Genomic DNA, 26,224 nt, shown 5'->3' with positions numbered 1-26,224 from the left:
CATGACACAGCTTCAAGGGATTGCAGCTTCCAGCGGTATAGCAATTGCTAAAGTATACCGTCTGGAAGCTCCAGACCTTTCTTATAACAAAACAGAAGTAAACAATCCGGAACAAGAAGTTAAAAGACTGCATGATGCTTTAGATATATCCAAACAGGAACTTGAAAAAATTAAAGATCACACCAAAAAATCCTTAGGGGATGAGCATGCGGAAATCTTTTCAGCACACTTGCTTGTATTAAGTGACCCTGAATTGATTAAACCAATTGAAGATAAGATTAAAGCTGATAATGTAAATGCTGAAGCGGCATTAGACGAAACAGCTAACATGTTTATCGATATGTTTAAGGGAATGGACAATGAATATATGCGTGAACGCGCGGCTGATATTCAGGATGTGACCAAACGTGTAATGGCACATCTTCTTAATGTTACTTTCCCGGATCCTGCTCTTATCAATGAAGAAGTAGTAATTGTTGCCGACGACTTAACTCCTTCAGACACAGCCCAGTTAAATAAACAGTTTGTTAAAGGCTTTACTACGGACATTGGAGGACGTACCTCCCACTCTGCGATTATGGCACGTTCTTTAGAAATTCCAGCCGTTGTTGGAACTAAGGAAATTACGAAAAAAGCAGAGAAAGATGTCATGATCATCGTTGACGGTATTGATGGAGACGTTATTATTGATCCTTCGTCTGACGAGATTAATAAATACGAGCAAAAACAGCAGGAATTTGAGAAGAAAAAGCAGGAATGGGCAAAACTTAAAGATGAAGCAACAGTGACTTCTGAAGGAGAGCATGTAGAACTTGCTGCTAATATTGGTACTCCCGAAGATGTTGAAGGTGTTCTAAACAATGGAGGCGAAGGTGTGGGTCTATACCGCACAGAGTTCCTTTATATGGGTAAAAACCAGCTCCCTACCGAGGAAGAACAGTATGAAGCTTATTCTTCTGTTTTAAAGCAAATGGGAGACAAGCCAGTTGTAGTACGTACTCTGGACATTGGCGGAGATAAGGAATTAGATTACTTAGACCTCCCGGATGAGATGAACCCATTCTTAGGCTATCGTGCGATCCGCCTATGCTTAGAGCGTGATGATATTTTCCGTGTTCAGCTGCGTGCCTTACTGCGTGCAAGTATACATGGAAATTTAAAAATCATGTTCCCTATGATTGCGACTCTTCAAGAGTTTCGTGAAGCGAAAGCAATTCTTAATGAAGAAAAACAAAACCTCATAGACGAAGGAAAAGAAGTAGCTGAGACTTTTGAAGTTGGAATGATGGTTGAAATTCCAGCAACTGCAGTCATTGCACGTCAATTTGCTAAAGAAGTTGATTTCTTCAGTATTGGAACAAATGATCTTATCCAATATACGATGGCTGCCGACCGTATGAATGAGCGGGTTTCGTACTTATACCAACCATATAACCCAGCCATTTTAAACCTGATTAATAATGTAATTGAAGCCGCTCACGCGGAAGGTAAATGGGCAGGTATGTGTGGCGAAATGGCAGGCGACGAAATCGCAATCCCTATCCTTCTCGGGCTTGGATTAGATGAATTTAGTATGAGCGCGACTTCAATTCTTCCGGCTCGTACTCAAATCAAGGAGCTATCTAAACAAGAACTAGCTTCCTTTAAGAGTGAGATCCTTTCCATGGGGACATCTGAAGAAGTCGTCCAATTTGTCAAAGAAAAAACAAACCAATCATAAATCTTTGAAAGTACGGCATGTTACACTATTATTAAAAGAAGGAGGGGGATCCCCCTCCTTCTTTTAATAATGATTTTTAGAAAGTAGGAATGGCATGACTTTTACTATTGTAATGATTGTATGTATTATCATTGTGCTCGGTGTTGCGGGAGCATTCTGGGCAGCTATTTCAAAAGGCTACGATTATAAGCATACAATTGATCCCCACCCAGATGACCTGCATGATAACAACCACCAGCAATCTCTATCCAAAGCTGAGCACAAATAAAAGGCTCAGCTTCTTTTAATAAACGATTCCCTGCAGAAAGTAATCGGCACTTCATCTCTTGGTTTTGCCCCAGGAATTCTCTCAGGAATGCCCATTTGCAATACTGCAACCACTTTATGCTTTTTTTCATTTAATCCGACTTCTTCAATAAACTTCTCGTCTGAAATATACGGGCTTGAAGTCCATAATACCCCTATATTCTTTCCCCAGGCTGCCAATTGAACGTTTTGTATAAAAGCACATACTGCCGCATAGTCTTCTTCATATCTATGAAAATCCTGATCTTTTTCCATATAAATAAGCGCATGATGAGGTATCTTTAAAAGAAATTTTTTTATACCCTCCATCATCTTCTCCGCTTTTTCCTCAGAATAGCCATCAGTAAATCCACTTCTTTTATAACTATCAATTATAAGCTGTGCAAGATCAACTGCCCCATCCTTTTGAAACATTTTCACGTTCCAGGGCTGTTTCATCCTATGATTTGGAGCCCAGCTGGCTGTTTGAAATATTCCCCTTAATTCCTTTTCTTCTATTAGTGTGGATTTAAACTCGTGAATCGATCTTCTTTCCGTTATTGCTTTATATAAATCCATAAATATCCACCTCTATTATTCATTGAAACTGTAGTCTTTCAGTTAATACTCCTCGACTAACGATAGCCGGTCCATACTCGTGCGAAACATACTCAATGGTTTTACCGCTCATTTGTAAGATATTAAGTACTTTTCATCATACAGGAAAACATTAAAAAAAGCCTCTCTCGAAATTACGAGAGAGACTTTACAGCTAAAATTACTTATTAGGGTTATAAAACGCCTCGTTGCCAGCGTAATTAGCTGTACCAAGAAGCTGATCCTCGATACGTAGAAGTTGGTTGTACTTCGCAACACGGTCCGTACGGGACGGTGCTCCTGTCTTAATTTGACCAGCATTTGTAGCTACTGCAATATCAGCAATTGTGGCATCCTCGGTTTCACCAGAACGGTGCGAAATAACGGCAGTATATCCTGCACGCTTGGCCATTTCAATCGCTTCGAACGTTTCAGTAAGACTTCCGATTTGATTAACCTTAATCAGAATAGAGTTTCCGACTCCTTCTTTAATGGCGCGACCTAATTTTTTCGTATTCGTTACAAACAAGTCGTCACCGACTAACTGTACGCGGTCACCGATGCGGTCAGTAAGAAGCTTAGTTCCTTCCCAGTCATTTTCATCTAAGCCATCTTCAATTGAAACAATTGGATACTTATTAACGAGTTCTTCGTACCAGTCAACCATCTCTTCAGAAGTGCGGACAACACCTTCGCCTTTAAGATTGTACTTGCCATCTTCATAAATTTCAGAAGATGCCACATCCATGGCCAGTCTAACTTCTTCATCGGGCTTGTAGCCGGCTTCTTCAATTGCTTCAATAATAGTAGAAAGAGCTTCTTCATTAGAGCCTAAGTTTGGAGCAAAACCGCCTTCGTCACCAACGCCTGTGTTATAACCTTTGGACTTAAGAACTTTCTTTAAGGCGTGGAAAATCTCTGCACCCATACGAATTGCTTCTTTGAAGGTCGGTGCTCCTACCGGCATAATCATGAATTCTTGAATGTCTACATTATTATCCGCGTGCTCTCCTCCATTAAGAATGTTCATCATTGGTGTTGGAAGCGTAGAAGCTGTGAAGCCTCCCAGGTATTTATAAAGTGGAAGATCAAGTACGTCTGCTGCGGCATGAGCTACGGCCATAGACACTCCAAGAATCGCATTAGCACCCAGGTTGCCTTTGTTTTCTGTTCCATCAAGCTCAATCATCATTTGATCAATAATTACTTGCTGAGTAACGTCCATCCCTAAAAGGTTTGGTGCAATTTTTTCATTTACATTGTCTACTGCTTTTTGGACACCTTTTCCAAGATAACGGTCTTTATCTCCGTCACGCAGTTCTACAGCTTCATACTCTCCTGTAGATGCTCCACTTGGCACTAATGCGCTGCCGAAAGCACCTGATTCGGTATATACTTCAACTTCTACTGTTGGGTTCCCGCGGGAATCCAGAACTTCACGTGCGTATACGTCAGTAATATATGGCATAATTATTTCTCTCCTTTTATTAATGTTTTTCCTGTCATTTCTTCTGGTTGTTCTACCTCTAAGAGCTGCAGCAATGTTGGAGAAAGGTCTCCAAGAACTCCGTCCTTACGGAGTTGTACGCCCTCTTCCGTAACAATCACTGGAACAGGGTTCGTCGTGTGGGCAGTCATGGCATTTCCTTCTAAGGTCGTCACCTCATCAGAGTTTCCATGATCGGCTGTAATGATCGTTTTACCACCTTTTTCATGAATCTTATCAACAATCCTGCCAAGACATTCATCTACAGTTTCAACCGCTTTTATCGTTGGTTCCAGCATTCCTGAATGGCCAACCATATCCGGGTTTGCAAAGTTTAAAATAATGGCATTGTGCTTATCTGCATCAAGCTCTGCTAACAATGCATCCGTGACCTCATATGCACTCATTTCAGGTTTCAAGTCATACGTAGCTACTTTAGGAGAATCGATAAGGATGCGCTCTTCCCCATCGAATTTATCCTCACGGCCGCCACTCATAAAAAATGTAACGTGGGGGTATTTCTCCGTTTCAGCAATGCGAAGCTGTTTCAACCCATTGTTTGAAAGGACTTCCCCAATTGTGTTTTTAAGGTCGTTCGGCGGAAAAGCAACTTTGCTGTTCACCGCGTCACTGTACTGCGTCATTCCTACAAAGTAAAGGTTTTTAGGTGCGTTTTCACCGCGCTCAAAATCGTTAAATTCGTCATTTGCAAATGACCGTGACAATTGGATCGCACGGTCCGGGCGGAAGTTATAAAATGCAATGGCATCCTCATCTTCCATTTTCCCAATTGGTTCCCCGTTTTCATCTGTTACTACAAATGGCTCGACAAACTCATCATAAACTTGCTGATCATAAGATTCATCAATTGCTTTAATTGGGTCAGAATATTTCGGTCCTTCCCCATAGGCAATAGCATCGTAGGATTTTTTTACTCTTTCCCAGCGGTTGTCGCGGTCCATGGCATAGTATCGGCCGCCAATTGTCGCAAATTGGCCTGCGCCGATTTCTTTCATTTTATCCTGGGCCTCTGTGATGAACTTTTTCGCTGACTTCTGATCTACATCCCGTCCATCTAAGAAACCATGGACATAAACCTTCTCGAGATCATATTCCTTGGCCAGCTTTAATAGCGCATACATATGATCAATGTGACTATGAATGCCACCATTAGATAATAAACCAAAAATGTGAAAGGATTTATCATTGTCTTTAGCATGTTTAACAGCATTTACAAGCTCTTGATTCTTTTCAAACTCTTTTTCGCGGATAGACAAATTAATACGAGTTAAACTTTGATAGACCACTCGGCCGGCACCGATGTTCAAGTGACCAACCTCTGAATTACCCATCTGCCCCTCCGGGAGCCCTACAGCTTCTCCGCACGCCTGTAGTTGAGAATGAGGATACTGATTCCAGTATCGATCAAAGTTTGGGGTATTAGCCTGCTTAACGGCATTTCCTTTTTCTTCTTCACGAAGAGCGTAGCCGTCAAGAATAATTAATGCGGCTAAGTTCTGTTTACTCATGCTTACCTGCCTCCACTAATTTTAGGAAAGATTCCGCTTCAAGGCTTGCCCCTCCAACTAAGGCTCCATCGATGTCTGATTGGGAAAGTAACTCATCTGCATTAGCTGGTTTTACACTGCCTCCGTACTGAATGCGGACTTCATCAGCTACTTCTGAACCGTAGAAATCGATGAGAACACGACGGATGTGGGTGCACACTTCGTTCGCTTGTTCAGACGTAGCTGTACGTCCAGTGCCGATCGCCCAAATCGGTTCATACGCTACAATGACTTTAGATGCCTGCTCATCTGTTAATCCTTCAAATGCTTGTTTGACTTGACTTTCCACATGGTCCATGGTTTGATTCGCTTCACGCTGTTCTAGAGATTCTCCTACACAAACAATCGGTGTAAGTTCATGTTTAAATGCAGCATGAACTTTTTTGTTCACGTCTTCATCTGATTCTTTGAAAATCTCACGACGCTCAGAGTGGCCGAGAACGACATACTTTACGCCAAGCTCTTTAAGCATGACAGGACTGACTTCACCCGTAAAAGCACCGCTTTCTTCAAAGTACATGTTCTGGGCTCCGATTTCAACGGACGTTCCTTTTGTTTCTTCAACCAGCTTTTGAAGAAAAGGAAAAGGTGCACAGACTACAGATTCAACCTGCTCTGAAGATGGAACCTCATTTTTTACAGTTTGAATAAAATCTTCTGCTTCTGTATGAGTTTTGTTCATTTTCCAATTCCCTGCAATGACTTGTTTACGCATTGTTTCATCACCTCTCCAGTTTATTTATCGTTGAGCAGTGCGACACCTGGAAGTTCTTTTCCTTCCATGAACTCTAAGGAAGCTCCTCCACCTGTAGAAACATGATCCATATCATCTGCATAGCCGAATTTCTCTACAGCAGCTGCGGAATCGCCGCCTCCAATAACAGTGTAACCTTTTGTTTCAGAAAGTGCTTGTGCTACATCTTTTGTTCCGTTAGCAAATGTTTCTAACTCGAACACTCCCATTGGGCCGTTCCAGATCACCAGCTTAGAATCATTAATGATCTTCGCGTACTTTTCACGCGTTTTCGGACCAATATCCAGTGCTTCCCAATCGGCAGGAATGCTGGCAATATCCACTTCCTGCGTATTAGCAGAATCAGAGAAATCGTCTGCAACAATAACATCTTCAGGCATAACGAAATCTACACCTTTTTCTTCTGCCTTTTTCATATATTCTTTTGCTAGTTCAATTTTATCTTCTTCTAGTAATGACTTGCCGATTTCATGTCCTTGAGCTTTGACAAAGGTATAAGCCAAACCTCCACCGATAATTAAGTGATCTACTTTATCGATCAGATTGTCAATTACACCGATCTTATCTTTTACTTTAGCACCGCCGATAATCGCGGTAAAAGGACGTTCAGGATTTGATAAAGCTTTTCCAAGTACATTAATTTCTTTTTCCAATAGAAAGCCTGCAACTGCAGGGATATGTTCAGCTACGCCCGCTGTAGATGCATGGGCACGATGGGCTGCCCCGAAGGCGTCATTGACATAAAGATCTGCCATTTGAGCAAAAGCTTTCGCAAGTTCAGGATCATTTTTCTCTTCACCTGGATGGAAGCGAACATTTTCTACCAGCAGGATGTCTCCATTTTCCATTTCAGAGATAGCTGTGTTTACCTCGTCTCCATATACTTCATCCGTCTTCGTTACCGTTTTCCCTACCAGGTCGCTAAGTCGTTTAGCCACAGGGTCAAGCCGAAGTTCTTCGACTGCTTCTCCTTTAGGTCGGCCAAGGTGGCTTGCAAGAATAACTTTGGCGCCATTCCCCGTTAAATGCTGAATAGTTGGAAGTGCTGCTTTAATCCTGGTATCATCAGTGACTTCTCCACCACTCATAGGAACGTTAAAATCAACGCGGCAAAACACCGTTTTCCCTTGTACTTCTACATCACGAATTGTTTTTTTATTCATGAACGACACCCTCCTCTATTAATCAAATACTGCCCTTATCCATTATGTACTTTTCCACAAACTATACTTATGGAAACACATGAATAAGGCTTTTGAACATGGATAAAGGAGGAGGACATGAGACCCCCTCCTTTACAATGGATTACTTAGTATGACCGATAAAGTTGTTTATATTAAAGTCCTTGCTTTTTAAGGAACGCAGCAAGATCGACACAACGGTTTGAGTAACCAAACTCATTGTCGTACCAGGAAACAACTTTAACCATGTTGTTTTCAAGAGTTAGAGTAGACTGCCCATCAATTACTGAAGAGTAAGTGCTGCCGTTATAGTCAGAAGAAACCAGCGCTTCGTCACTGTAACCAAGGATGCCTTTCAGCTCGCCTTCAGCTTCGGCTTTAAGAGCTTCGTTAACTTGTTCAGCTGTAACATCTTGATCCAGTTCTGCTACTAAGTCAACGATAGAAACGTTCTTAGTTGGAACACGCATTGCCATTCCAGTAAGACGGCCTTCTAATTCAGGAAGAACTTTAGCTACTGCCTGCGCAGCACCAGTAGTAGTTGGAATGATGTTTTCAGCAGCCGCACGAGCACGACGGTAGTCTTTGTGTGGAAGATCAAGAATCTGCTGATCGTTCGTGTAAGAGTGAACTGTAGTCATCATACCGCGCTTAAGACCAAATTTGTCGTTAAGAACTTTAGCATATGGTGCCAGGCAGTTTGTCGTACAAGACGCGTTTGAAATAACATCATGCTCATCTTTGTTGTAATCAGTTTCGTTCACACCCATAACCACTGTGAAATCTTCACCTTTAGCTGGTGCAGAGATGACAACTTTTTTAGCTCCTGCCTCAAGGTGTTTTCTAGCATCTTCACCTTGTGTGAAGCGGCCGGTAGATTCGATAACTACTTCTACACCCAGGTCGCCCCAGCCAAGCTGTGCTGGATCTTTTTCGGAAATTACTTTGATTTCTTTACCGCCAACAACCAGGTTGTCACCGTTAACTGTAACTTCTTGATCAAGTTTACCGTGAACTGTATCATACTGCAGCAAGTGAGCCAGCATGTTTGCATCTGTTAAATCGTTAACAGCTACTACCTCTACCTCTTCATTATTTAAAGATGCGCGAAATACGTTACGTCCAATACGGCCGAAACCGTTAATTCCTACTTTTACAGTCATTCAAAATTCCTCCTTGAAATTGATTGAAAAATTTATCTTAAAGGGACGAATCCCTTAAAAGCTCTTGTGCTGCTCCCTCATCTGTGATGAGCACATTACTCTGCCCAGGTTTGAAATAGGATTCTATGGCTTGTGCTTTAGAGTGCCCGCCCGCAACGGCAATTATATTTCCGGCGTATTTCAAATCTTCAAGCTGCAGTCCGACTGTCCTTACTTTGTGAACAATCTCTCCATGCTGATTGAAATAATAACCAAAAGCTTCACCCGCGGCGTTATTCTCTTGAATCTTTTGCATTTCACCTTTAGATGTCTTTCTGCGTTCCGCCATTGTTACGGCATCGCCTATGCCATGAATGACAATATCCGCATTCCGAATCATATTGAGAATTTCTTTAATCGAAGGTTCCTCAATGATGGTCTGATAAGAACTTTCACTCAAGGGATCCGGAACATACAGGAGACGGTAATCCCCTTTAGCCTTTTTAGCCATTTCTGCACAGATAGTGTTCGCCTGATTCTCTACTCGTTCCCCAAGTCCACCTCTTGCAGGGACGAACATACAATGCTCGGCGTCAGCAAACGGCGTCATCTTCTCCGCTACTGCTGCCATTGTGGTGCCACCCGTGATGGCTACGGTATTATTCGACTTAAGTTTACTCTGCAGGAAAGTGACACAAGCTTTTCCCATTTCATGTTTTACCCAATCGAGCTCATCGCTATCCCCGGGTACTACCACGACGTAATCTAACTTTAATTTTTCCCTTAAACGATTTTCTAAAACCTTTATGCCTGTTACGTCTTTAATAAACTCGGAAAGCTGGTCCAATATACTTTGTCCTTCATAGGTTAAATGCATTCCTCTAGAAGTAATCTCAATCGTCCCAAGCTTATTCAAGTAATCCACTTCACTACGCACGGTACGCTCAGCAAGCTCAATATTGTCGGACAATGTCCTTCTCCCTACCGGCTGCATGAGTTGTATGTAGTGAAGCAGCTGATAACGACGCTGCATGATTTCGAGCACATCAGGGAATAATTTTTTTTGCAGATCAATTAAAGCTCTCATCGTAATAGCTCCTTTAAAATTGCGAAATACATCAACCGGGCTAAATGCGTCCCAGGCAGCCATATTCTGTCCCACTAGGAGCAAAAAAATATTTTATTCACCTATTATATTAACAGTGTGAAAATGCCTGCGCAAGTTATAAAACAACTGAACGTCAATGTAAACGCTCTCTTATTGTCAAGAGATCTATTTGACGGTATTCCAGTTCTTCTCCATTAATTAAGAGAACCGGAATCTCCAGTAAATATTTTTGCTCTAAGTTTATATTACCCGTTATATCGATTTTATTAACCTTTATTTCATAATCTTGCTGGATAATTTCAATTAATGTTTCCACTTCATCACATAAACCACATGCGGGTTTACGGTAAATTGTTATCTCATTCATCATATATACCTCCAGTTTAAAGTTAACAGGTCCTCTACATACATCTGGAAGCTTCTCTTTCTACAGGCTGCAATTGAGGTTCACAACCAGGGAAACCTGTGAGTAAAAGCTCAATATTAACAATAAGGGACATTAAGAAAACAAAAAGAGCACGTTAAGATACGTGCCCTTCATTTTCATCATAATAACCATGTTCAATTTTGTGTTTTTTCGTATTCAAAAACTGCGAAAGCTCTTCTTCGCTTTCCAAGCGCTCTGGGGATCGTTTAATCGAATCAAAGTTAAACGATAAGTTACGCTGGTTCATCATATCAAAGACATGTATTCTACGATCATCTGAAACTTTTTCCGTCGACACGATTTTAAATCGAAGAACGTTTGTCATAAAAACTCCTTTTCTAACAAAAACAAGCAACAGTTCCTAACTCATCTTTTAGAATAACACACTTTCCTATTTTTACAAACCCGTACTATTATATTGAACAATAAAAATTTGAACGTTTACGTCACCGCCGGTCTTTTTATCAACCATCTTTCACTATTTAGATATAGCAAATAAATTCAAAAAAATAACCCGGCAGCTTATGCCGGGTTATTTAAAGAGCGCGCCCGAGAGGATTCGAACCCCCGACTGACGTAGAACCGGAATCTACCGCTCTATCCAACTGAGCTACGGGCGCAAATGAAAACGGGCAAAATCTATTATACTCATAAACGAGGAGAAACGCAACCGTGTTCGTCCAATCTTCTTTAGTCTCTATTAAGAATCGTACGTTTATCCAGTAAAAATTAGGGAAAGATGGTTAAAGGAAATATGTCAAAGGGTTTTGTTTGACCTTTTCTGACCTTAACTGTATTATAAAATTACATTCCATCATAAAGGTATGATAATAAGGAGGAATTGAAATGAATTTAGTCCCTACAGTTATTGAACAAACAAACAGAGGAGAGCGTGCCTATGACATTTATTCACGCTTGCTTAAAGATCGTATTATTATGTTAGGTGCGCCTATTGACGACAACATCTCCAACTCAGTTGTTGCTCAGCTGCTCTTCTTAGCTGCAGATGATCCAGATAAAGACATCTCTCTTTATATTAATTCACCGGGTGGCTCTATTACAGCCGGAATGGCGATATTTGATACAATGCAATTTATTAAGCCGGACGTATCAACAATCTGTACAGGGATGGCTGCTTCCATGGGTGCATTCCTTCTAAATGCTGGTACTAAAGGCAAGCGTTATGCGCTTCCTAATAGTGAAGTCATGATTCACCAACCTTTAGGAGGAACGCAAGGTCAGGCAGCTGATATTGAAATCCATGCAAAACGAATTATTAAAATGCGTGAGAAACTTAACCAGATTCTATCCGAAAGAACGGGTCAGCCTATTGAAGTAATCGAACGTGATACAGACCGTGACAACTTCATGTCAGCTCACGAAGCTGTAGATTATGGTCTCATCGATAAAGTCATGGAGAAGACAAACGAGTAATTTGTACATTTAGCTTATTAAGCGCCCGCTGAAAATCTTCAGCGGGTGCTTAATTATTTATTCTGTTCATGTTTTCACATGTATGTCCTCACGTTTGCTTTACAAATTCACTTAACTGCTTAATGACCTCTTCTTCATCTGAGCCCTCAGCAATTAACTTGACTTCTTCTCCCTGTCCAACTGCTAAACTCATTAACCCCATAATACTCTTGGCATTGATCCTTTTACGATCTTTCTCAATAAATACATCAGAAGTATAACGGTTAGCCAATTGTACAAATTGAGCAGCAGGCCTCGCCTGAAGCCCCGTATTTAAATCAATCGTAATATTTTGTTCCTTCATCTATCATTTCTCCTTCCTAACTTTATGTAAATTTAGAAAGCGCATTCACAAAAGTTTAAAGAAAGAACGCTACTCTAAAGAGTGCGCTCTTTATTGAACTCATTATAGCACGAAATAACGTTTTTTACATTATTTTTGACTACTTTCCTGAATCTCTCCGCGACGAACCTTTTCAGCAAATTCATCAATTTTTCTCAATCGGTGATTTATACCTGATTTACTGATTGGAGCTCCTGAAACCAATTCACCAAGCTCCTTTAAGGATACTTCCTGATGGTCGTATCGCAGTCGTGCAATTTCTTGTAATTTATCAGGCAAAGCTTCCAGTCCGACAGTACTTTTAATGAATTTAATGTTTTCCACCTGTCTAAACGCTGCTCCAATGGTTTTATTCAAATTAGCAGTCTCACAGTTCACCAAACGATTTACCGAGTTCCTCATATCTCTTACAATCCGTACATCTTCGAACTTAAAAAGAGCTTGATGAGCCCCAATATTACTAATCAGCTCTGTTATTTTCTCTGCTTCCTTTAGATAAGTTATAAAACCTTTTTTCCGCTCAAGTGTACGTGCGTGCAATCCAAAACTGTTCATCAGCTTACAAAGTGCATCATTATGCTCCTTATCAGAAGAATAAATTTCTAAGTGATAGGAGGAAGTTTCCGGATTATTTACTGATCCGCCTGCCAGGAATGCTCCCCGCAAATAAGCTCTCTTACAGCAAGTTGTTCTTAAATATTTCCCAGGGATATTCGGATTAATCGAAAGAGGGCCTTTTAAAATCTCAAGATCGTTTAAAACCTTCTCGGCACTTTCTTTCAACCTGACGATATAGACATTATTCTTTTTAAGCCTCATTTTCTTTCTTACCAGCAATTCTACAGGGTATGGATATAATTTCTTAATTAAAGTATAAATACGCCTTGCTATTGCTGCATTTTCGGTTTGTATATCCAGCAGATAACTTTGGTTCGAAAGCGAGAAAGTACCGTTCATACGAACAAGGGCAGCAAGCTCAGACTCGTTACAGCATTCATCCGCCTCCACGTTTGTCAGCTCTTTTTTTATTTCCGAAGCAAATGACATGACTGATCACCCCTAACCTTTTTAAATCATAGAAAACAATAAGTGTGCCAACTTATTCGTATCGTGACGAATCGTCGACTTATTACGGTCTAAAATGTCTTCTTCTATAATTTCCAGTCCCATCTTTTTCACTCGTTCTATATCATAAATAACGGGTTCAGCATTCTCTTCCGCATAAACTTTTTTTACTGCGGGAGAAATCGGTTGATTGTGTACAATAATAGAATGTATAGTTCCTTTTCCTACGTGATCATGCAAAGCCTGCACATGATCCCCGGCTGAATATCCGGATGTTTCTCCCTGCTGAGTCATAACATTACAAACGTATGTTACTTTGGCCTTCGTTGTTTGGATGGCATCTCTTATTTCAGGGACAATAATGTTAGGCATGATGCTGGTATATAAACTTCCTGGTGCTATGACTACCAAATCAGCATTTTTAATAGCAGAAGTGGCCTCAGGGAGAGGCTGTATAGGTAAAGGGCTCACAAAAACTCTCTTGATTTTTTTGTTTTGCTTTGGAATGTTGGATTCACCCGAAACGATCGTACCGTCTTCCATTTCAGCATGAAGATTCATTGAATGGTTTGCTGTCGGGTAGATCTTTCCTCGTACGTTTAGTACTTTAGATATTTCCTTAATTCCATTATAAAAATCCCCTGTCATCGAGGTCATGGCTGCTAATAGAAGATTCCCCATAGAATGCCCCGAGAGCCCGTTCCCATTTGCAAATCGATGCTGAAACAAATCAAGAAGCATTGGCTCTGCATCAGAAAGGGCGGCAAGAACATTTCGAATATCTCCAGGCGCGGGTATTGACAATTCATTCCGAAGCCGGCCGGAGCTTCCACCGTCGTCAGCAACCGTAACGATCGCCGAAAGGTCTATTGGAAAATACTTAAGACCCCGGAGCAAAACAGGCATTCCAGTACCGCCGCCAATGGCAACCACTTTTGGTTTCGTTGAATGATTCATACTTACAGTCCCTTTCTTTTATCTATATCTCGATGGGTTACATGAGTTGTAAAATCTTTTGAGAAATAATTAGAAAGGTGTTCTGCTAAGGTAACCGAACGATGCTGCCCCCCTGTACAACCAATGGCAACCACAAGCTGGCTTTTGCCTTCTCTCCGATATTGGGGAAGCATAAACTGAAGTAAATCGGTTAGTTTTTCTAAAAATTTCTGAGTTTCCGTCCATTTTAATACATAAGAGGATACTTCGGAATTTAATCCTGTTAATGGGCGCATTTGTTCTACATAATGCGGGTTTGGAAGAAAACGAACATCAAACATCAGATCAGCATCAATCGGGATTCCGTATTTAAAACCAAAGGATACCAGCTGAACAGAAAACACCTGTTGTTCTTTGGCTTTGTATTGTTCTAAGATGCGATCCCTTAATTCTCTCGGCTTCAGACTTGTTGTATGGATAATGGTTTGAGCCCTGCCTCGTAATTCGTCCAGTAATTTACGCTCCTGTTGAATTCCTTCAAGAGGAAGACCATCCTGCGCAAGAGGGTGCGACCTTCTCGTTTCTTTATATCTTGATACAAGCGCTTGATCCTCTGCGTCAAGGAATAAAATATGAGCTTCAAGCCAGTCTTCAGTCCCTACTTGATCCAGTGCATCAAATAAAGCATCAAAAAATTCACGCCCCCGCAAGTCCATTACAAGTGCGACATTACGAATATCGTTGGTTGAATCTTTCATTAATTCCAGAAATTTCGGCAAAAGAGCCGGAGGAAGGTTATCAACACAAAAGTAACCTAAGTCTTCAAAACTTTGAATGGCTACCGTTTTACCTGCTCCTGACATCCCTGTAATAATCACTAATTGAGTGTTTTGTTCTTTTTCTGACATTGCATCCGCCCCCTGGTTACTTAGGTCGAGAAGGGTCCATATCCTGGTCAATTAATGTGAAATCAGTTGTGTATACAAAAGTTCCATATAATTGGTCCTCACTATTTAAGATATGTTTAAAAATATAACGATCTCCTTCAGCCATCGGTTTATCCAAGACTCTGTTCACTTCGACCCATTCTAATTCTCCTTCTTCACTGACCTCAAGAAGTTCCCCTTGAAATGAAGTTGATTGGAACGTAAACATCATCCATTCCTGAACAGTTCGCCCCTCTTCCTTCATTATGAATGTAAAGGATCCCTTAAGCTCGGGCTCTAAAATGTCCAGCCCGGTTTCTTCTTTAAACTCCCGGATCACCGAGTCCTTAATATTCTCCCCGGCCTCCATCTTTCCTCCAGGCACAACATACCAGCCGCGCCTTGGCTTTTTAAGCATTAGAATTTGATTATCTACTCGTAAAATACAGTTAGCAACACGCTGCACGATCTTTTCACCTCAATTTATCCATCACGAGGACACCTTTATTCATTATACAATGAATACGTGATTCGCCACAATGTTATGCGCTCACGAACTCCACGCACAAAAAAATGCACAGGTGATGTACACCTGTGCCTAATAGAGATCTATCTATTAAAAGGGGGTCAATTAATCACTTTAAGTGTAACCCATAAATATTTCGTTCATGTTACAGAATCGTTAAGAAGTGGTTACTTTTTAGTTAACGACTTTTAACTCTTCTAACAGGTTTTCGATATAGTGTTGAGCTGAATGGGCTGCAATGCTTCCGTCACCCGTAGCAGTAACGATTTGCCGCAGTTCTTTCTCTCGAATGTCTCCCGCTGCAAAAACGCCCGGCACCTTCGTTTCCATGCGTTCATCAGTTTCGATATATCCTTGTTCATTCGTAATCCCTAAAGATTCAAAAGGAACGCTTAAAGGATTCATGCCAATATAAATAAAAGTTCCGTCAGTCTTGAATTCATATTCTTGATTGGTTTTATTATTATGCAGAGTTACGCTGCCTACTTTTCCGTTTTCTTCGTTAATTGTTTTGACTTCAGTATTCCAGATAAAGTTAATTTTATCATTATCGAACGCGCGGTCCTGTAAAATCTTTTGTGCACGCAGTTCGTCACGACGGTGAACAATAGTGACTTTGCTGGCAAAACGAGTTAAATACACGCCTTCCTCTACAGCTGAGTCTCCCCCGCCGACAACTACTAGTTCTTTATTCCGGAAAAACGCTCCGTCACATACCGCGCAGTAAGAAACCCCACGGCCACCAAGTTCTTTCTCACCCTGGACGCCTAATTCTTTATATTGAGCACCAGTTGTAATTATAACACTGCGAGCTTTATACTCCTTAGATCCGGCTTTTACTGTTTTATATTCTTTGCCGTCTACAATCTCTTTAATATCTCCATAAGCATACCCGGCTCCAAACTTTTTAGCATGCTCAAACATTTTATTAGAAAGATCTGGTCCAAGAATACTTTCAAATCCCGGATAGTTCTCAACGTCTTCCGTATTCGCCATCTGCCCTCCAGGTACCCCGCGTTCAATCATCAGGGTATCAAGGTTCGCACGTGAGGTGTACACAGCAGCTGTCATACCAGCTGGACCAGCACCTGCAATTATAACATCATAAATACGCTCTTCTGTCATGATGATCAACTCCTCAGTTCATTCTGCCATATTTCTTACCTATCATAATAAATTGTCGAAAAAGCGTCCATTAATGTGCTTACTGGTGAATCCAGGGCCCGCCTTCTTCACTCAGAAGAGGAAACTGCTTGCACCCCTTTTCCCAAAGCTGGAGCGCACGGGAAGGTTTTCCTGTTTGGTAAGAGGCAATACTAAACCATTTATAGTAGCCTCTCCTGCCTACCACTATTTTATTTTTCAATCCACGGAAACGTTCAACCGCTTCTTCATAGTGCCCGGCTCTCGTCAAAATTTCAGCAATTGCTAATTTCTGCTGTTCATGCATCGGATAAACATTCCGAAGGGGCTCAATATGCTGAGTTGCGGAGTCTTTTTGTTGATTTAGCAAATAAAAGGTAGCTAGATTTACATGACTGTGGATGTCATTATTATCTGTCTCCAGCCACTTTCTTTCCATTTCAATTGCTTCTTCTTCATTCCCGCTGTTAAAGAGAGCAAATGCATATTGATGCTTTGCGAGGGTGAATTCAGGGAATAGCTGTATCATCTCCTGTAATACAGGAAGAGCTTCTTCCCACTCCTCATGCTCTAGATGATAGAATGCCGTTTCCTGGTAGATGATCAGTTCATCTTCGTGTTCGAAAGTAAAGTCATCTTCAGCTTCCTCTTCGTCCAAAGAATTCAGCATTTCTAGCAGTTGATGGGCCGCTTCCTGAAAATCTCCTTCTTCCGCACGTTCCATGTACTTTTCCGCATATTTTTTGGCATCGCTTAATAAACCAAGGTGGGCGTAATTGTTTGCCATTAAGTAATAGCAGTCCACATACTCTTCCCCAAAGTTGGTCACAACATCACTAAGCACCTGGTTGGCGGCATGATAAGAGCCAACTTCCGTATATACAACCGAAAGCTGGCATGGATAGAGCGGTTCATCTGGTGATAATTCAATTGCTTTTTTTAACCATTTAACAGCCGAATCAAATCGTCTTTTTTTAAAGGCTTGTATGCCATAAGAAAAATAGAAATTACCCGTGTGTAAAAACGGAATAATGTTGGACTGTTTTTCTGTAATGGTTGGATTCGGTGATGTCGTCATGACTGTCCTCCTACTTCCATATCCGTACTCACTAATTATGGAGTATAACATAGAAAGCTGGCTTGAAATAGGAGAAATTGTTATTTTCTTTAATTCATTATTGATGGCGTTGTTCTAATACGCTTAGAACTTGTTCCAAACTTACATCGCGATCCGTTAGTAATAACAGTAAATGAAATAACAGATCAGCAGATTCCATAGATAACTCGTCTTTGTCATTATTTTTGGCAGCAATAATTACTTCGCCTGCTTCTTCACCTATTTTTTTGGCGATACGGTCGACACCTTCTTGGAAAAGCTGAGAAGTATAGGACCCTTCTGGAAGGGTTGCTTTACGTTCAGCTAGAATGTCACGAAGCTTATCTATAATCGCATAAGGCTCCTCTTTGGGAGAAGGCTTTTTATTAATAAGCGAGTTTGAGAAACAGCTGTAATCTCCTTTATGACAGGCAGGACCTGCAGGAGTAACCTGCACTAAAACCGAATCCTGATCACAATCATAATGGAGACTCTCTACCTTCTGAATGTTACCGGAGGTTGCACCCTTATGCCAGAGCTCCTCGCGGGAACGGCTGTAAAATACGGTTTCCCCTTTTTCGATTGTCATTTTTAATGATTCTTTATTCATGTAAGCGAGAGTAAGTACTGCTTTTGATCTGGCATCCTGTACGATTGCAGGAACCAGACCTTTTTCATCAAAATTGATTTCGTCTATATTCATCGTACAATTACTCCTTTCGAACGCAAATGCTGTTTAACGTTCTCGATCGATGTTTCTTTATAGTGAAAAATAGAAGCAGCTAATGCGGCATCAGCATCAACTTCTTTAAATACTTCACTGAAGTGTTCGGCTGATCCAGCCCCTCCCGAAGCGATAACCGGAACAGTCACCACTTCCTGCACAGCTTTAAGCAGAGGAAGGTCAAAACCTGATTTTTCACCATCCTGGTTCATTGAAGTTAGCAGTATTTCTCCAGCCCCTAACCTGACGGCTTCCTGAGCCCAATCAGTCACAAGACGTTCAGTAGGTGTCCGGCCTCCATGCGTGTAGACACGCCATGTGCCCACTTCCTCATCATAACGTGCATCTATAGCTACTACGATACATTGAGCACCAAAATAGTCGGCTCCTTCTTTAATCAGCTCTGGCCTTTTTACAGCTGCTGAATTCAAGGAGACTTTATCTGCTCCATTTCGGAGGGTGGCTTTCATGTCCTCCAATGTACGTATACCTCCGCCGACTGTAAAAGGAATCGCCAGTTCTGATGCTACTGAACGAACGACATCAATCATCGTTTCCTTTCCCTCGTGGGTAGCAGAAATATCAAGGAAAACAAGTTCGTCCGCTCCCTGTTCATCATAGACTTTAGCCAGCTCAACCGGATCGCCTGCATCCCGAATATCAACAAACTGGATTCCTTTTACAACTCTGCCTTCTTTAACATCAAGGCAGGGAATGATCCTTTTTGAGAGCATTAGCGTTCCTCCTCTCGCAGCGCGTCAATTAATTGAATACGGTCGGTGTACAAAGCTTTACCTACAATAGAACCGATCACATTATCTGATTGATGCTTTTTAAGTTCCTGCAAATCCTCAATACCTTTAATTCCACCTGAAGCAATAACACTTACACCGGTTTCCTGGCCAAGTCTTACAATTTCATCTACATTGGGTCCCTGCAGCATACCGTCTTTTGCAATATCTGTGTATATAAAGGTAGCTGCTCCGGCATCCGCTAATTCTTTTCCAAGCTCCACAGCTGTCACTTCTGAACGTTCAAGCCAGCCTTCTGTCGCTACGTAGCCATCTCTTGCATCAAGCCCGATGACAATCTGCTCGCCAAATTTATTTAAGAGTTCTTTCGTTAAGGACAAATCACGCACGGCAAGCGAGCCGATAATTACACGGTCCACACCTCGGCTTAAATAATATTCAACATCAGCTTCCGAACGAATGCCGCCCCCGATTTGAATTTTCACATCAAGCTCTTTGGCAGCTTTCACCACATGGGCCGCGTTCTGTTTAGAGCCCTGCTTGGCTCCATCTAAATCAACCATGTGAATCCAGGAAGCCCCGGCCTCAGCGAAACCTTTCGCTACTTCAAATGGATGATCTCCATATACGGTTTGTTTATTAAAATCCCCTTGTTCTAATCTGACACATTGGCCATTCCTCATATCAATCGCCGGAAAAATTGTAAAGCTCATTGTAAATGCTCCTCACTGTTTAACCATTCTTTTGCAAAAGTTTTCTAATAATTGAATACCTGCCCGTCCACTTTTTTCCGGGTGGAACTGGCTTGCTACTAGGTTGCTTTTTCCTACAATAGCAGGAACTTTCCTATGATAATCCGCTGCAGCGAACAATATATCTTCAGATGAAGTATTAACGACGTATGAATGGACGAAATATACATATTCCTCTCCGACATTCTGCATTAGTGGATGGCTTGTTTCATGCAGCTGCAGCTGGTTCCATCCCATATGAGGAACCTTATAATGCCGGCCTGCTTCATCCTCACCCGGAAACCTGGTTATTTTCCCGGGAAATAATTCAAGGCCCCTGGTCAGTCCGCCCTCTTCACTTTCTTCAAATAGAAGCTGCATCCCTAAACAGATTCCGTAAATCGGTACACCGCTCACGACTTTATGTTTAATAAAATCAATAAAACCATGTTCATTTAATGCTTTCATAGCATCAGGAAAGGCTCCCACACCAGGTAAAATATATCCTGCGCAGTCAGAGATTTCGTCTGGACGGGCACCAATTTTATAGGGAACTTCCAGACGCTCTAATGCCTTGGAAACACTGAACAAATTACCCATGCCGTAGTCAATAATCCCGATCATCATAAACTTCCTTTCGTACTGGGAACCCCTTTTATCCTCGGGTCCACCTGAGTGGCCTCATCCAGTGCTCTTGCAAAAGCCTTAAACATGGCTTCTATAATGTGATGGGTATTGTGACCATGATGCACCACAATATGTAGGTTCATCCGTCCTTCGACAGCCAGCTTCCAGAAAAACTCATGAACATTTTCCGTGTCGAAAGTGCCTACCCGGTCTTTTGGAAGCTCAGCCCGCCATTCCAAATGTGGACGATCGCTTAAATCAACGGCTACAGTAACTAAAGTTTCATCCATCGGCAAGGTCATCGATCCGTACCTTTTTATTCCGTACTTATCCCCTAATGCCTCCCGTAAAGCTTGACCGAGGACAATACCAATATCTTCTGTCAGGTGGTGATCGTCCACTTCAACGTCGCCTTTTCCATTTACCTTTAAATTAAACAATCCGTGTTTTGTAAACAATTCCAGCATATGAGACATAAAAGGGACCTGGACATCGAGTTCTGACTTACCTTCTCCATCGATTGAAAAGGCAAGCTCGATATCTGTTTCTCTCGTCTTCCTATTTAAACTTGCTTTACGGATATTGGTCATTTCCATCTTCCTTTCCGGGCTTCTACTGCCCTCGCGTGAGCTTCCAGCCCTTCTAACCGGGCAAACCGGGCAATTTTATCACCATCTCTTTTAAGCGCCTCCGAGCTGTAAGAAATAATACTTGTTCTTTTTTGAAAATCATCTACGGATAACGGACTGGAAAAACGGGCCGTTCCGCTTGTAGGTAATACATGGTTCGGGCCTGCAAAATAATCACCAACAGGCTCGCTGCTGTAAGGGCCCAGGAATATTGCCCCGGCATGTTTTACTTTTGCCATGTCTTCAAAAGGGTTCTCAGTAACAATTTCAAGGTGTTCAGCAGCAATTTCGTTAACAGCATCGATTGCTTCCTCTTTACTACTGCATAAAACTACGGCCCCATAATCCTCAATACTGGCCTTAGCAGTCTCATAACGAGGTAGAGTACTGAGCTGCTCATTAAGGGACTGATGGACCTCTTCGGCCAGCTTTTTGCTTGTTGTAACAAGGACACTTGAGGAACGTGCATCATGCTCTGCCTGAGATAATAAATCTGCTGCTACTTCTGCTGCACGGGCCGTTTCATCAGCTAAGACCGCAATTTCGCTTGGTCCAGCGATCATATCAATATCCACATCACCAAACACTTCTCGTTTAGCCAACGCGACATAAACATTCCCCGGGCCGGTAATTTTATCTACAGGTAACAAGGTTTCAGTTCCGTAGGCTAGAGCTGCAACAGCTTGAGCACCGCCGACTTTATATATCTCAGTAACGCCGAGTAATTTCGCTGAAACTAAAACTCCTGAAGGAACCTTGCCGTCTTGTCCAGGGGGAGTTACCATAACAACCCTTTTAACACCGGCCACCTGGGCCGGGATTATATTCATAAACACAGAAGAAGGGTAGGCTGCTGTGCCGCCTGGAACATATACGCCTGCTGCATCTATCGGGGTGATTTTTTGTCCTGTTATCGATCCATCTTCAGCCGTTTGAAACCAGGAGTTAGCTTGTTGCTTTTCGTGAAACTTGCGAATGTTTTCTGCAGCTTCACTCAGCACTTGAACAAATTCCCCGTCTAATGTCTCATAAGCTTCATCAATTTCGTCTTCTGTAACTCGCCATTGATCCAGTGTCGTTCCATCAAATTGTTCAGTAAAACGCTTAACGGCCATATTTCCATGAGTGCGAACTTCTTCAATAATCTTCTTCACGGTTTCGCGCTGTGCTTCTGTGCCCTGATCGACACTTCTCTTTAAAGAACTGATTTCTTCTTTCTTTATAATTTTCATTAGGCTTCTACCCCCACTGCTTGACTGAGACCTGCTACCATTTCATCAATCTCTGTACTCTTAAGACGATAGCTGACAGGGTTCACAATAAGTCTTGATGTAATATCGGAGATTTTTTCGTACTCGATAAGCCCATTTTCTTTTAGTGTTCTTCCTGTAGAAACAATATCCACGATTCTGTCAGTCAGTCCAATAATGGGAGCCAGTTCAATCGAACCATTAAGTGGAATAATTTCAATTTGTTCGCCTTGTTCACGGAAATAATCAGAAGCAATTTTCGGATATTTCGTTGCAATCTTAGGGGCGATACGACTTAATGGTTGATTTGGCAATCCAGCAACAGCCACATAACATGGACTGATCTTCAAGTCGAGTACTTCATAAACATCTCGATCCTGTTCTAAAAGCACGTCTTTTCCTGCTATTCCTATATCGGCAGCTCCGTATTCTACATAGGTTACCACATCCATAGGTTTAGCCATCATTACCTGGATGTTCTGTTCTGGGAATTCGAGAATGAGCTTTCTCGATTTTTCGGCGTCAGCAGACAAATCGTAGCCAGCCTGCTGCATCAGTTCAGCGGCTTCCTCGTAAATACGCCCTTTAGGCATGGCTATTGTTAAAGGTTTACTCATTCCCTTCCGCCCCTTTCAAAGTAAAATCTTCATATTCTCTTAATTGGCTTTTAAATTCATTTAGATCAGGAATTTGATCGATATGCTGCAGAAGAACTTGATATCCTTCTTCTCTTCTCAACTCAGCAGCTCGCTTTATTCCCTGGGCATGCGTCTCATCGTCTACAATAATTCCCACACGTGTTTCCCCATTTGAATAATCACTCAAAGCTTCTACCAGACGCTCTAAGTGAATAGCGAAACCTGTAGCCGATGCATTTAATTGAAAAGAAGGAAGCAATGTGTCGTATCGGCCTCCGTTACATAACAGTGCTCCAAGATTAGGTGCATATCCTTCAAAGAGAATGCCTGTATAGTAATTCATATGACTAATGAGATTTAAATCAAAACGTATATGTTTATCTACCCCGTAATTGCTCAACAATTTAAACAGCTGCTTTAGTTCATTTACAGCCTGCATGCACACTTGGTTGCGAGCGAGGGATTTACTTCTTGTAAATACTTCTTCTCCCCCACGAAGTTCCAGCAGAGCAAGCAGTGCTTTTTTCTTCTCGTCATTTAAGCCCAGCTGCTTTACTTTCTCACGATATCCTACATAGTTTTTCCGATAAAGGTATTCCAACAGCTGCTCAGTAGTTTCTATATCTTCTCCCATTACGTCTTTAAAAAAGGCTTTTACATATCCTATATGTCCGATAGTAATAACAAAATCATCTAAACCCGTCTGCTTTAACGATTCAACAAGCAGGGCAATCACTTCTGCATCCCCATAAGAGGAATGATCCCCGATCAATTCCGTTCCAACTTGTTCAAATTGTGCAGGTTTGCCCCCTTCAGCCTGCTGGGCACGGAATACAGGACCATCATAGGCCAGGCGCAGAGGGTACTCTGCATCTTTTAGTTGAGAAGCTGCTACTCTGGCAATTGGTGCTGTCATGTCTGGACGAAGAACGAGTGTATGACCCTGCTGATCCAACAGCTTAAATAGTCGTTGTTCTTTGGTAGCACTGACCTTCCCTATGGTTTCGTGATACTCAAGAAATGGTGTATCCATAAATACATACCCATAAGATAGAATCGATGTCTTTAACTGCTCTCTCGCTTTTGACTTTTGATTATAAAAAAAAGGAAGCGTGTCGCGCATTCCTAGTGGCTTTTCAAACATTAGCCGTTTCGCCATAATAGATTCCTTCCCTTCTCTCCGCAAATCCTTTAGTCTGCTAATATGCTAACATGTTGAAGTTTGACCGTCAATCGTTACAGGATTATTCTTCCCTATTTATAATAACAAAATCGATTCGTATCATTATTAAGAATCTAATCATTTAAAACCTTTGCTTACTACCGGAAAGTGAACAAAAAAACTGATGTGAGCATTCACATCAGTTTTTGTTCACAAAGTCATCAGCAGTTTCCAGCACATCTTCTGCATACTTTAATGATAACGGATCCTGCAGAGGGAGTTCCTGACCAAAAGTCATGGAGATGAATACTTCAGCTACTTTTCGTTTTCTATCATTTTCATCCGCTCTTGACAGGGCATGAGCTCCTTCATATAAATCGGCGAGTTTCTTAGCGATTTTCTTACTGTAGTATGTTTGAGTTTCTTGAGTCATTGCAAGCACTGAGTCAATAAATTGATCGGTTTCATGAATCGATTCCTCAACCATTTGTTTCTCTGAGGGCAGAATAGAAATTCGATTTAATACACCTTTCAGGTCTAAAAAAAACAGTTTATGTGCTTTAAACTTATTCAGCAGACGAAGTACTTCTAACCCTAAAATATTAGCTGTCCCTTCCCAAACCGTTAACACCTGAGCATCTCTTAGTAATCTTGGAGTTACAAAATCTTCAATAAATCCGTTTCCCCCATGCATTTCAATGGCTTCATGGGAAAAATGAATCGATTGCTCAGCTGTTTCTTTCTTCATAATTGCAATAAGTAGTCTGTTAATCACTTGTTCCTTATGGCTTCTTTCTCTCGGAAAACGGGCCGCCTGGTCAAACATCTCAACCATTTTAAAAACGGAACTCGTTTCTGTTTCTTGTTTCACTCTCATACGAACTAAAGTGTCCTGGATCATAGGGTATTGAATAAGTTTCTGTCCAAAAGCAGTTCGTTTGTTAGCATATAATTCAGCTTCCAAATATGCACGGCGCATAATTCCTATAGAAGCAACCGCATTACATACTCTCGATAAGTTTAAAGCTTCTATCATGTAATAAAATCCCTGGTCAGCTTCTCCAATTAAATAGGCTTCTGCTCCTTGAAATTCAACTTCCGCTGAAGGGACAGCCCGCACACCTAATTTATCCTTCAGTCTACGAATCGATACTCCATTAAGTTTTCCGTCGTCTTTTCGCCAGGGGACTAAGAATAAACTCAGCCCTTTTGTCCCCTCTCCAGCCCCTTCTATACGAGCCAGTACCATAGCAACCCCACACATTCCGGCATTGCTTGCAAAGTATTTTTCTCCATAGATTCGGTAGATATTTTTTTCTTTTACTGCTTTTACTTTGTTGGCTCCCACATCTGATCCGCCCTGGCGTTCTGTTAAAAAAGTAGCTCCCTCATATAACTCTACTTCTCCCGTTGAGATGACGTGAGGAAAGTATTTGTTTTTTATTTCCTCACTGGCATAATGTTCAATTAAATACGCAGTTGCCATCGTAAGGGTGACAGGACAGTAAAATCCAGGCTCGGCCTGTGATAACAAGTAGCCCTGAGCAAAAGAATATGTGTAGTTCCCTTTTCTATTTAAATCAGGGATCGGTTTATGAATATAGCCGACAATTCCTTCTTTGTATGTTTCTTCAACCGTTTTTTTATACCCTTCATTTACCCATACTTCAGAAATGTCTTCTCCCATCTGATCATATTTAATCAGCCGGGGCTGGCCTTCTCTGTCTGTGTGCACAGCCCTCTCATCTATTTCTTCACCACACTTCCTTCCAAATTCAGTAAGTTGTTCTTCCGCCCAGGAGAACATTGAGTCATCAAGCTGCTTCTTCAAAATCGTCTTCAAATCCTCATCCAGACTGTAAAAATTCATCGATTTCCCTCCCTGCCCCCCATGTCCTGGTTCTAACTGAGTTTAGTGCATTCGATTTATCAACG

28 protein-coding genes and 1 tRNA gene are annotated in these 26,224 nt (G+C 41.6%); 3 read left to right on the top strand and 26 right to left on the bottom strand.

Annotated features, from left to right (window positions below; all coding sequences use genetic code 11):
- Position 1 precedes the first annotated feature (1 nt).
- Both ptsP and ytzI read left to right on the top strand, forming a co-directional pair.
- Positions 2-1,720, top strand: coding sequence for a phosphoenolpyruvate--protein phosphotransferase (gene ptsP / locus C1A12_RS06980; protein ID WP_101843104.1), 1,719 nt, complete (start codon positions 2-4; stop codon positions 1,718-1,720).
- A gap of 94 nt (positions 1,721-1,814) precedes the next feature.
- Entirely contained in the window at positions 1,815-1,988 is a 174-nt protein-coding gene (gene ytzI / locus C1A12_RS06975; protein ID WP_101843103.1) for a YtzI protein, read from the top strand.
- 5 nt (positions 1,989-1,993) lie between these two features.
- On the opposite strand, the gene C1A12_RS06970 is transcribed toward ytzI, so the two are convergent.
- The 10 genes from C1A12_RS06970 to C1A12_RS06925 all read right to left on the bottom strand — a co-directional run bounded on the left by C1A12_RS06970 (position 1,994) and on the right by C1A12_RS06925 (position 10,888).
- Positions 1,994-2,584, bottom strand: coding sequence for a nitroreductase (locus C1A12_RS06970; protein ID WP_101843102.1), 591 nt, complete (start codon positions 2,582-2,584; stop codon positions 1,994-1,996).
- Positions 2,585-2,783: 199 nt separating this feature from the next.
- Positions 2,784-4,070, bottom strand: coding sequence for a phosphopyruvate hydratase (eno, locus tag C1A12_RS06965; RefSeq protein ID WP_101843101.1), 1,287 nt, complete (start codon positions 4,068-4,070; stop codon positions 2,784-2,786).
- 2 nt (positions 4,071-4,072) lie between these two features.
- Positions 4,073-5,617: a 2,3-bisphosphoglycerate-independent phosphoglycerate mutase gene (gpmI, locus tag C1A12_RS06960; RefSeq protein ID WP_101843100.1), complete on the bottom strand. Its 1,545-nt coding sequence runs from the start codon at positions 5,615-5,617 to the stop codon at positions 4,073-4,075.
- Positions 5,610-6,371 carry a triose-phosphate isomerase gene (gene tpiA / locus C1A12_RS06955; protein WP_101843099.1) on the bottom strand — a complete coding sequence of 254 codons (762 nt, stop codon included), beginning with the start codon at positions 6,369-6,371 and terminating at the stop codon, positions 5,610-5,612. Before tpiA ends, gpmI begins: the two co-directional genes overlap by 8 nt.
- Before the next feature lie 20 nt (positions 6,372-6,391).
- Positions 6,392-7,573: a phosphoglycerate kinase gene (gene pgk / locus C1A12_RS06950; RefSeq protein ID WP_101843098.1), complete on the bottom strand. Its 1,182-nt coding sequence runs from the start codon at positions 7,571-7,573 to the stop codon at positions 6,392-6,394.
- A gap of 173 nt (positions 7,574-7,746) precedes the next feature.
- Positions 7,747-8,754 carry a type I glyceraldehyde-3-phosphate dehydrogenase gene (gene gap, locus C1A12_RS06945; RefSeq protein ID WP_101843097.1) on the bottom strand — a complete coding sequence of 336 codons (1,008 nt, stop codon included), beginning with the start codon at positions 8,752-8,754 and terminating at the stop codon, positions 7,747-7,749.
- Positions 8,755-8,791: 37 nt separating this feature from the next.
- Positions 8,792-9,820 carry a sugar-binding transcriptional regulator gene (locus C1A12_RS06940; protein WP_101843309.1) on the bottom strand — a complete coding sequence of 343 codons (1,029 nt, stop codon included), beginning with the start codon at positions 9,818-9,820 and terminating at the stop codon, positions 8,792-8,794.
- A 154-nt stretch (positions 9,821-9,974) separates the two neighbouring features.
- A complete protein-coding gene (locus C1A12_RS06935) occupies positions 9,975-10,208 on the bottom strand; it encodes a glutaredoxin family protein (protein ID WP_159462157.1) in 234 nt (77 codons plus the stop codon).
- 154 nt (positions 10,209-10,362) lie between these two features.
- Positions 10,363-10,593 carry a hypothetical protein gene (locus C1A12_RS06930; RefSeq protein WP_101843095.1) on the bottom strand — a complete coding sequence of 77 codons (231 nt, stop codon included), beginning with the start codon at positions 10,591-10,593 and terminating at the stop codon, positions 10,363-10,365.
- Between the two features lie 219 nt (positions 10,594-10,812).
- Positions 10,813-10,888 (bottom strand) — tRNA-Arg (locus tag C1A12_RS06925).
- 226 nt (positions 10,889-11,114) lie between these two features.
- Here C1A12_RS06925 and clpP point away from each other — a divergent pair.
- Complete coding sequence (gene clpP / locus C1A12_RS06920; RefSeq protein ID WP_101843094.1) at positions 11,115-11,702, top strand: ATP-dependent Clp endopeptidase proteolytic subunit ClpP; 588 nt, start codon at positions 11,115-11,117, stop codon at positions 11,700-11,702.
- Between the two features lie 88 nt (positions 11,703-11,790).
- On the opposite strand, the gene C1A12_RS06915 is transcribed toward clpP, so the two are convergent.
- The 16 genes from C1A12_RS06915 to C1A12_RS06840 form a co-directional block, all read right to left on the bottom strand.
- Positions 11,791-12,045: an HPr family phosphocarrier protein gene (locus C1A12_RS06915; protein WP_101843093.1), complete on the bottom strand. Its 255-nt coding sequence runs from the start codon at positions 12,043-12,045 to the stop codon at positions 11,791-11,793.
- Between the two features lie 129 nt (positions 12,046-12,174).
- The gene (whiA, locus tag C1A12_RS06910; protein WP_101843092.1) at positions 12,175-13,131 is read right to left on the bottom strand and encodes a DNA-binding protein WhiA; all 957 of its coding nucleotides are present in this window, start codon (positions 13,129-13,131) and stop codon (positions 12,175-12,177) included.
- 21 nt (positions 13,132-13,152) lie between these two features.
- The gene (gene yvcK, locus C1A12_RS06905) at positions 13,153-14,106 is read right to left on the bottom strand and encodes a YvcK family protein (RefSeq protein ID WP_101843091.1); all 954 of its coding nucleotides are present in this window, start codon (positions 14,104-14,106) and stop codon (positions 13,153-13,155) included.
- A gap of 2 nt (positions 14,107-14,108) precedes the next feature.
- A complete protein-coding gene (rapZ, locus tag C1A12_RS06900) occupies positions 14,109-14,993 on the bottom strand; it encodes an RNase adapter RapZ (protein ID WP_101843090.1) in 885 nt (294 codons plus the stop codon).
- Positions 14,994-15,009: 16 nt separating this feature from the next.
- The gene (locus C1A12_RS06895; protein ID WP_101843089.1) at positions 15,010-15,477 is read right to left on the bottom strand and encodes an 8-oxo-dGTP diphosphatase; all 468 of its coding nucleotides are present in this window, start codon (positions 15,475-15,477) and stop codon (positions 15,010-15,012) included.
- 234 nt (positions 15,478-15,711) lie between these two features.
- Complete coding sequence (gene trxB, locus C1A12_RS06890) at positions 15,712-16,662, bottom strand: thioredoxin-disulfide reductase (protein ID WP_101843088.1); 951 nt, start codon at positions 16,660-16,662, stop codon at positions 15,712-15,714.
- A 79-nt stretch (positions 16,663-16,741) separates the two neighbouring features.
- Positions 16,742-17,758, bottom strand: coding sequence for a lipopolysaccharide assembly protein LapB (locus tag C1A12_RS06885; RefSeq protein ID WP_101843087.1), 1,017 nt, complete (start codon positions 17,756-17,758; stop codon positions 16,742-16,744).
- A 97-nt stretch (positions 17,759-17,855) separates the two neighbouring features.
- Complete coding sequence (hisIE, locus tag C1A12_RS06880; RefSeq protein WP_101843086.1) at positions 17,856-18,479, bottom strand: bifunctional phosphoribosyl-AMP cyclohydrolase/phosphoribosyl-ATP diphosphatase HisIE; 624 nt, start codon at positions 18,477-18,479, stop codon at positions 17,856-17,858.
- Positions 18,476-19,234, bottom strand: a complete 759-nt coding sequence (gene hisF / locus C1A12_RS06875; protein WP_101843085.1) for an imidazole glycerol phosphate synthase subunit HisF — start codon at positions 19,232-19,234, stop codon at positions 18,476-18,478. The genes hisIE and hisF overlap by 4 nt, the downstream gene beginning before the upstream one ends.
- Positions 19,234-19,965: a 1-(5-phosphoribosyl)-5-[(5-phosphoribosylamino)methylideneamino]imidazole-4-carboxamide isomerase gene (hisA, locus tag C1A12_RS06870; RefSeq protein WP_101843084.1), complete on the bottom strand. Its 732-nt coding sequence runs from the start codon at positions 19,963-19,965 to the stop codon at positions 19,234-19,236. The genes hisF and hisA overlap by 1 nt, the downstream gene beginning before the upstream one ends.
- A gap of 12 nt (positions 19,966-19,977) precedes the next feature.
- The gene (hisH, locus tag C1A12_RS06865) at positions 19,978-20,607 is read right to left on the bottom strand and encodes an imidazole glycerol phosphate synthase subunit HisH (RefSeq protein WP_101843083.1); all 630 of its coding nucleotides are present in this window, start codon (positions 20,605-20,607) and stop codon (positions 19,978-19,980) included.
- Positions 20,607-21,200: an imidazoleglycerol-phosphate dehydratase HisB gene (hisB, locus tag C1A12_RS06860; RefSeq protein WP_373420422.1), complete on the bottom strand. Its 594-nt coding sequence runs from the start codon at positions 21,198-21,200 to the stop codon at positions 20,607-20,609. Before hisB ends, hisH begins: the two co-directional genes overlap by 1 nt.
- Positions 21,197-22,471, bottom strand: a complete 1,275-nt coding sequence (gene hisD / locus C1A12_RS06855; protein WP_101843081.1) for a histidinol dehydrogenase — start codon at positions 22,469-22,471, stop codon at positions 21,197-21,199. The genes hisB and hisD overlap by 4 nt, the downstream gene beginning before the upstream one ends.
- Positions 22,471-23,106: an ATP phosphoribosyltransferase gene (gene hisG, locus C1A12_RS06850; protein WP_101843080.1), complete on the bottom strand. Its 636-nt coding sequence runs from the start codon at positions 23,104-23,106 to the stop codon at positions 22,471-22,473. The genes hisD and hisG overlap by 1 nt, the downstream gene beginning before the upstream one ends.
- The gene (locus C1A12_RS06845; protein WP_101843079.1) at positions 23,099-24,286 is read right to left on the bottom strand and encodes an ATP phosphoribosyltransferase regulatory subunit; all 1,188 of its coding nucleotides are present in this window, start codon (positions 24,284-24,286) and stop codon (positions 23,099-23,101) included. The genes hisG and C1A12_RS06845 overlap by 8 nt, the downstream gene beginning before the upstream one ends.
- Before the next feature lie 202 nt (positions 24,287-24,488).
- Positions 24,489-26,159 (bottom strand): acyl-CoA dehydrogenase family protein, encoded by a 1,671-nt coding sequence (locus C1A12_RS06840; RefSeq protein WP_101843078.1) that lies wholly within the window; start codon positions 26,157-26,159, stop codon positions 24,489-24,491.
- Between the last annotated feature and the right edge of the window lie 65 nt (positions 26,160-26,224).

The organism is Halobacillus sp. Marseille-P3879 (assembly GCF_900240285.1).
Taxonomy (GTDB): domain Bacteria; phylum Bacillota; class Bacilli; order Bacillales; family Halobacillaceae; genus Halobacillus_A.
Note: the sequence above shows the minus strand (reverse complement) of the source record. Positions and strands in the feature narration are given on the sequence as shown.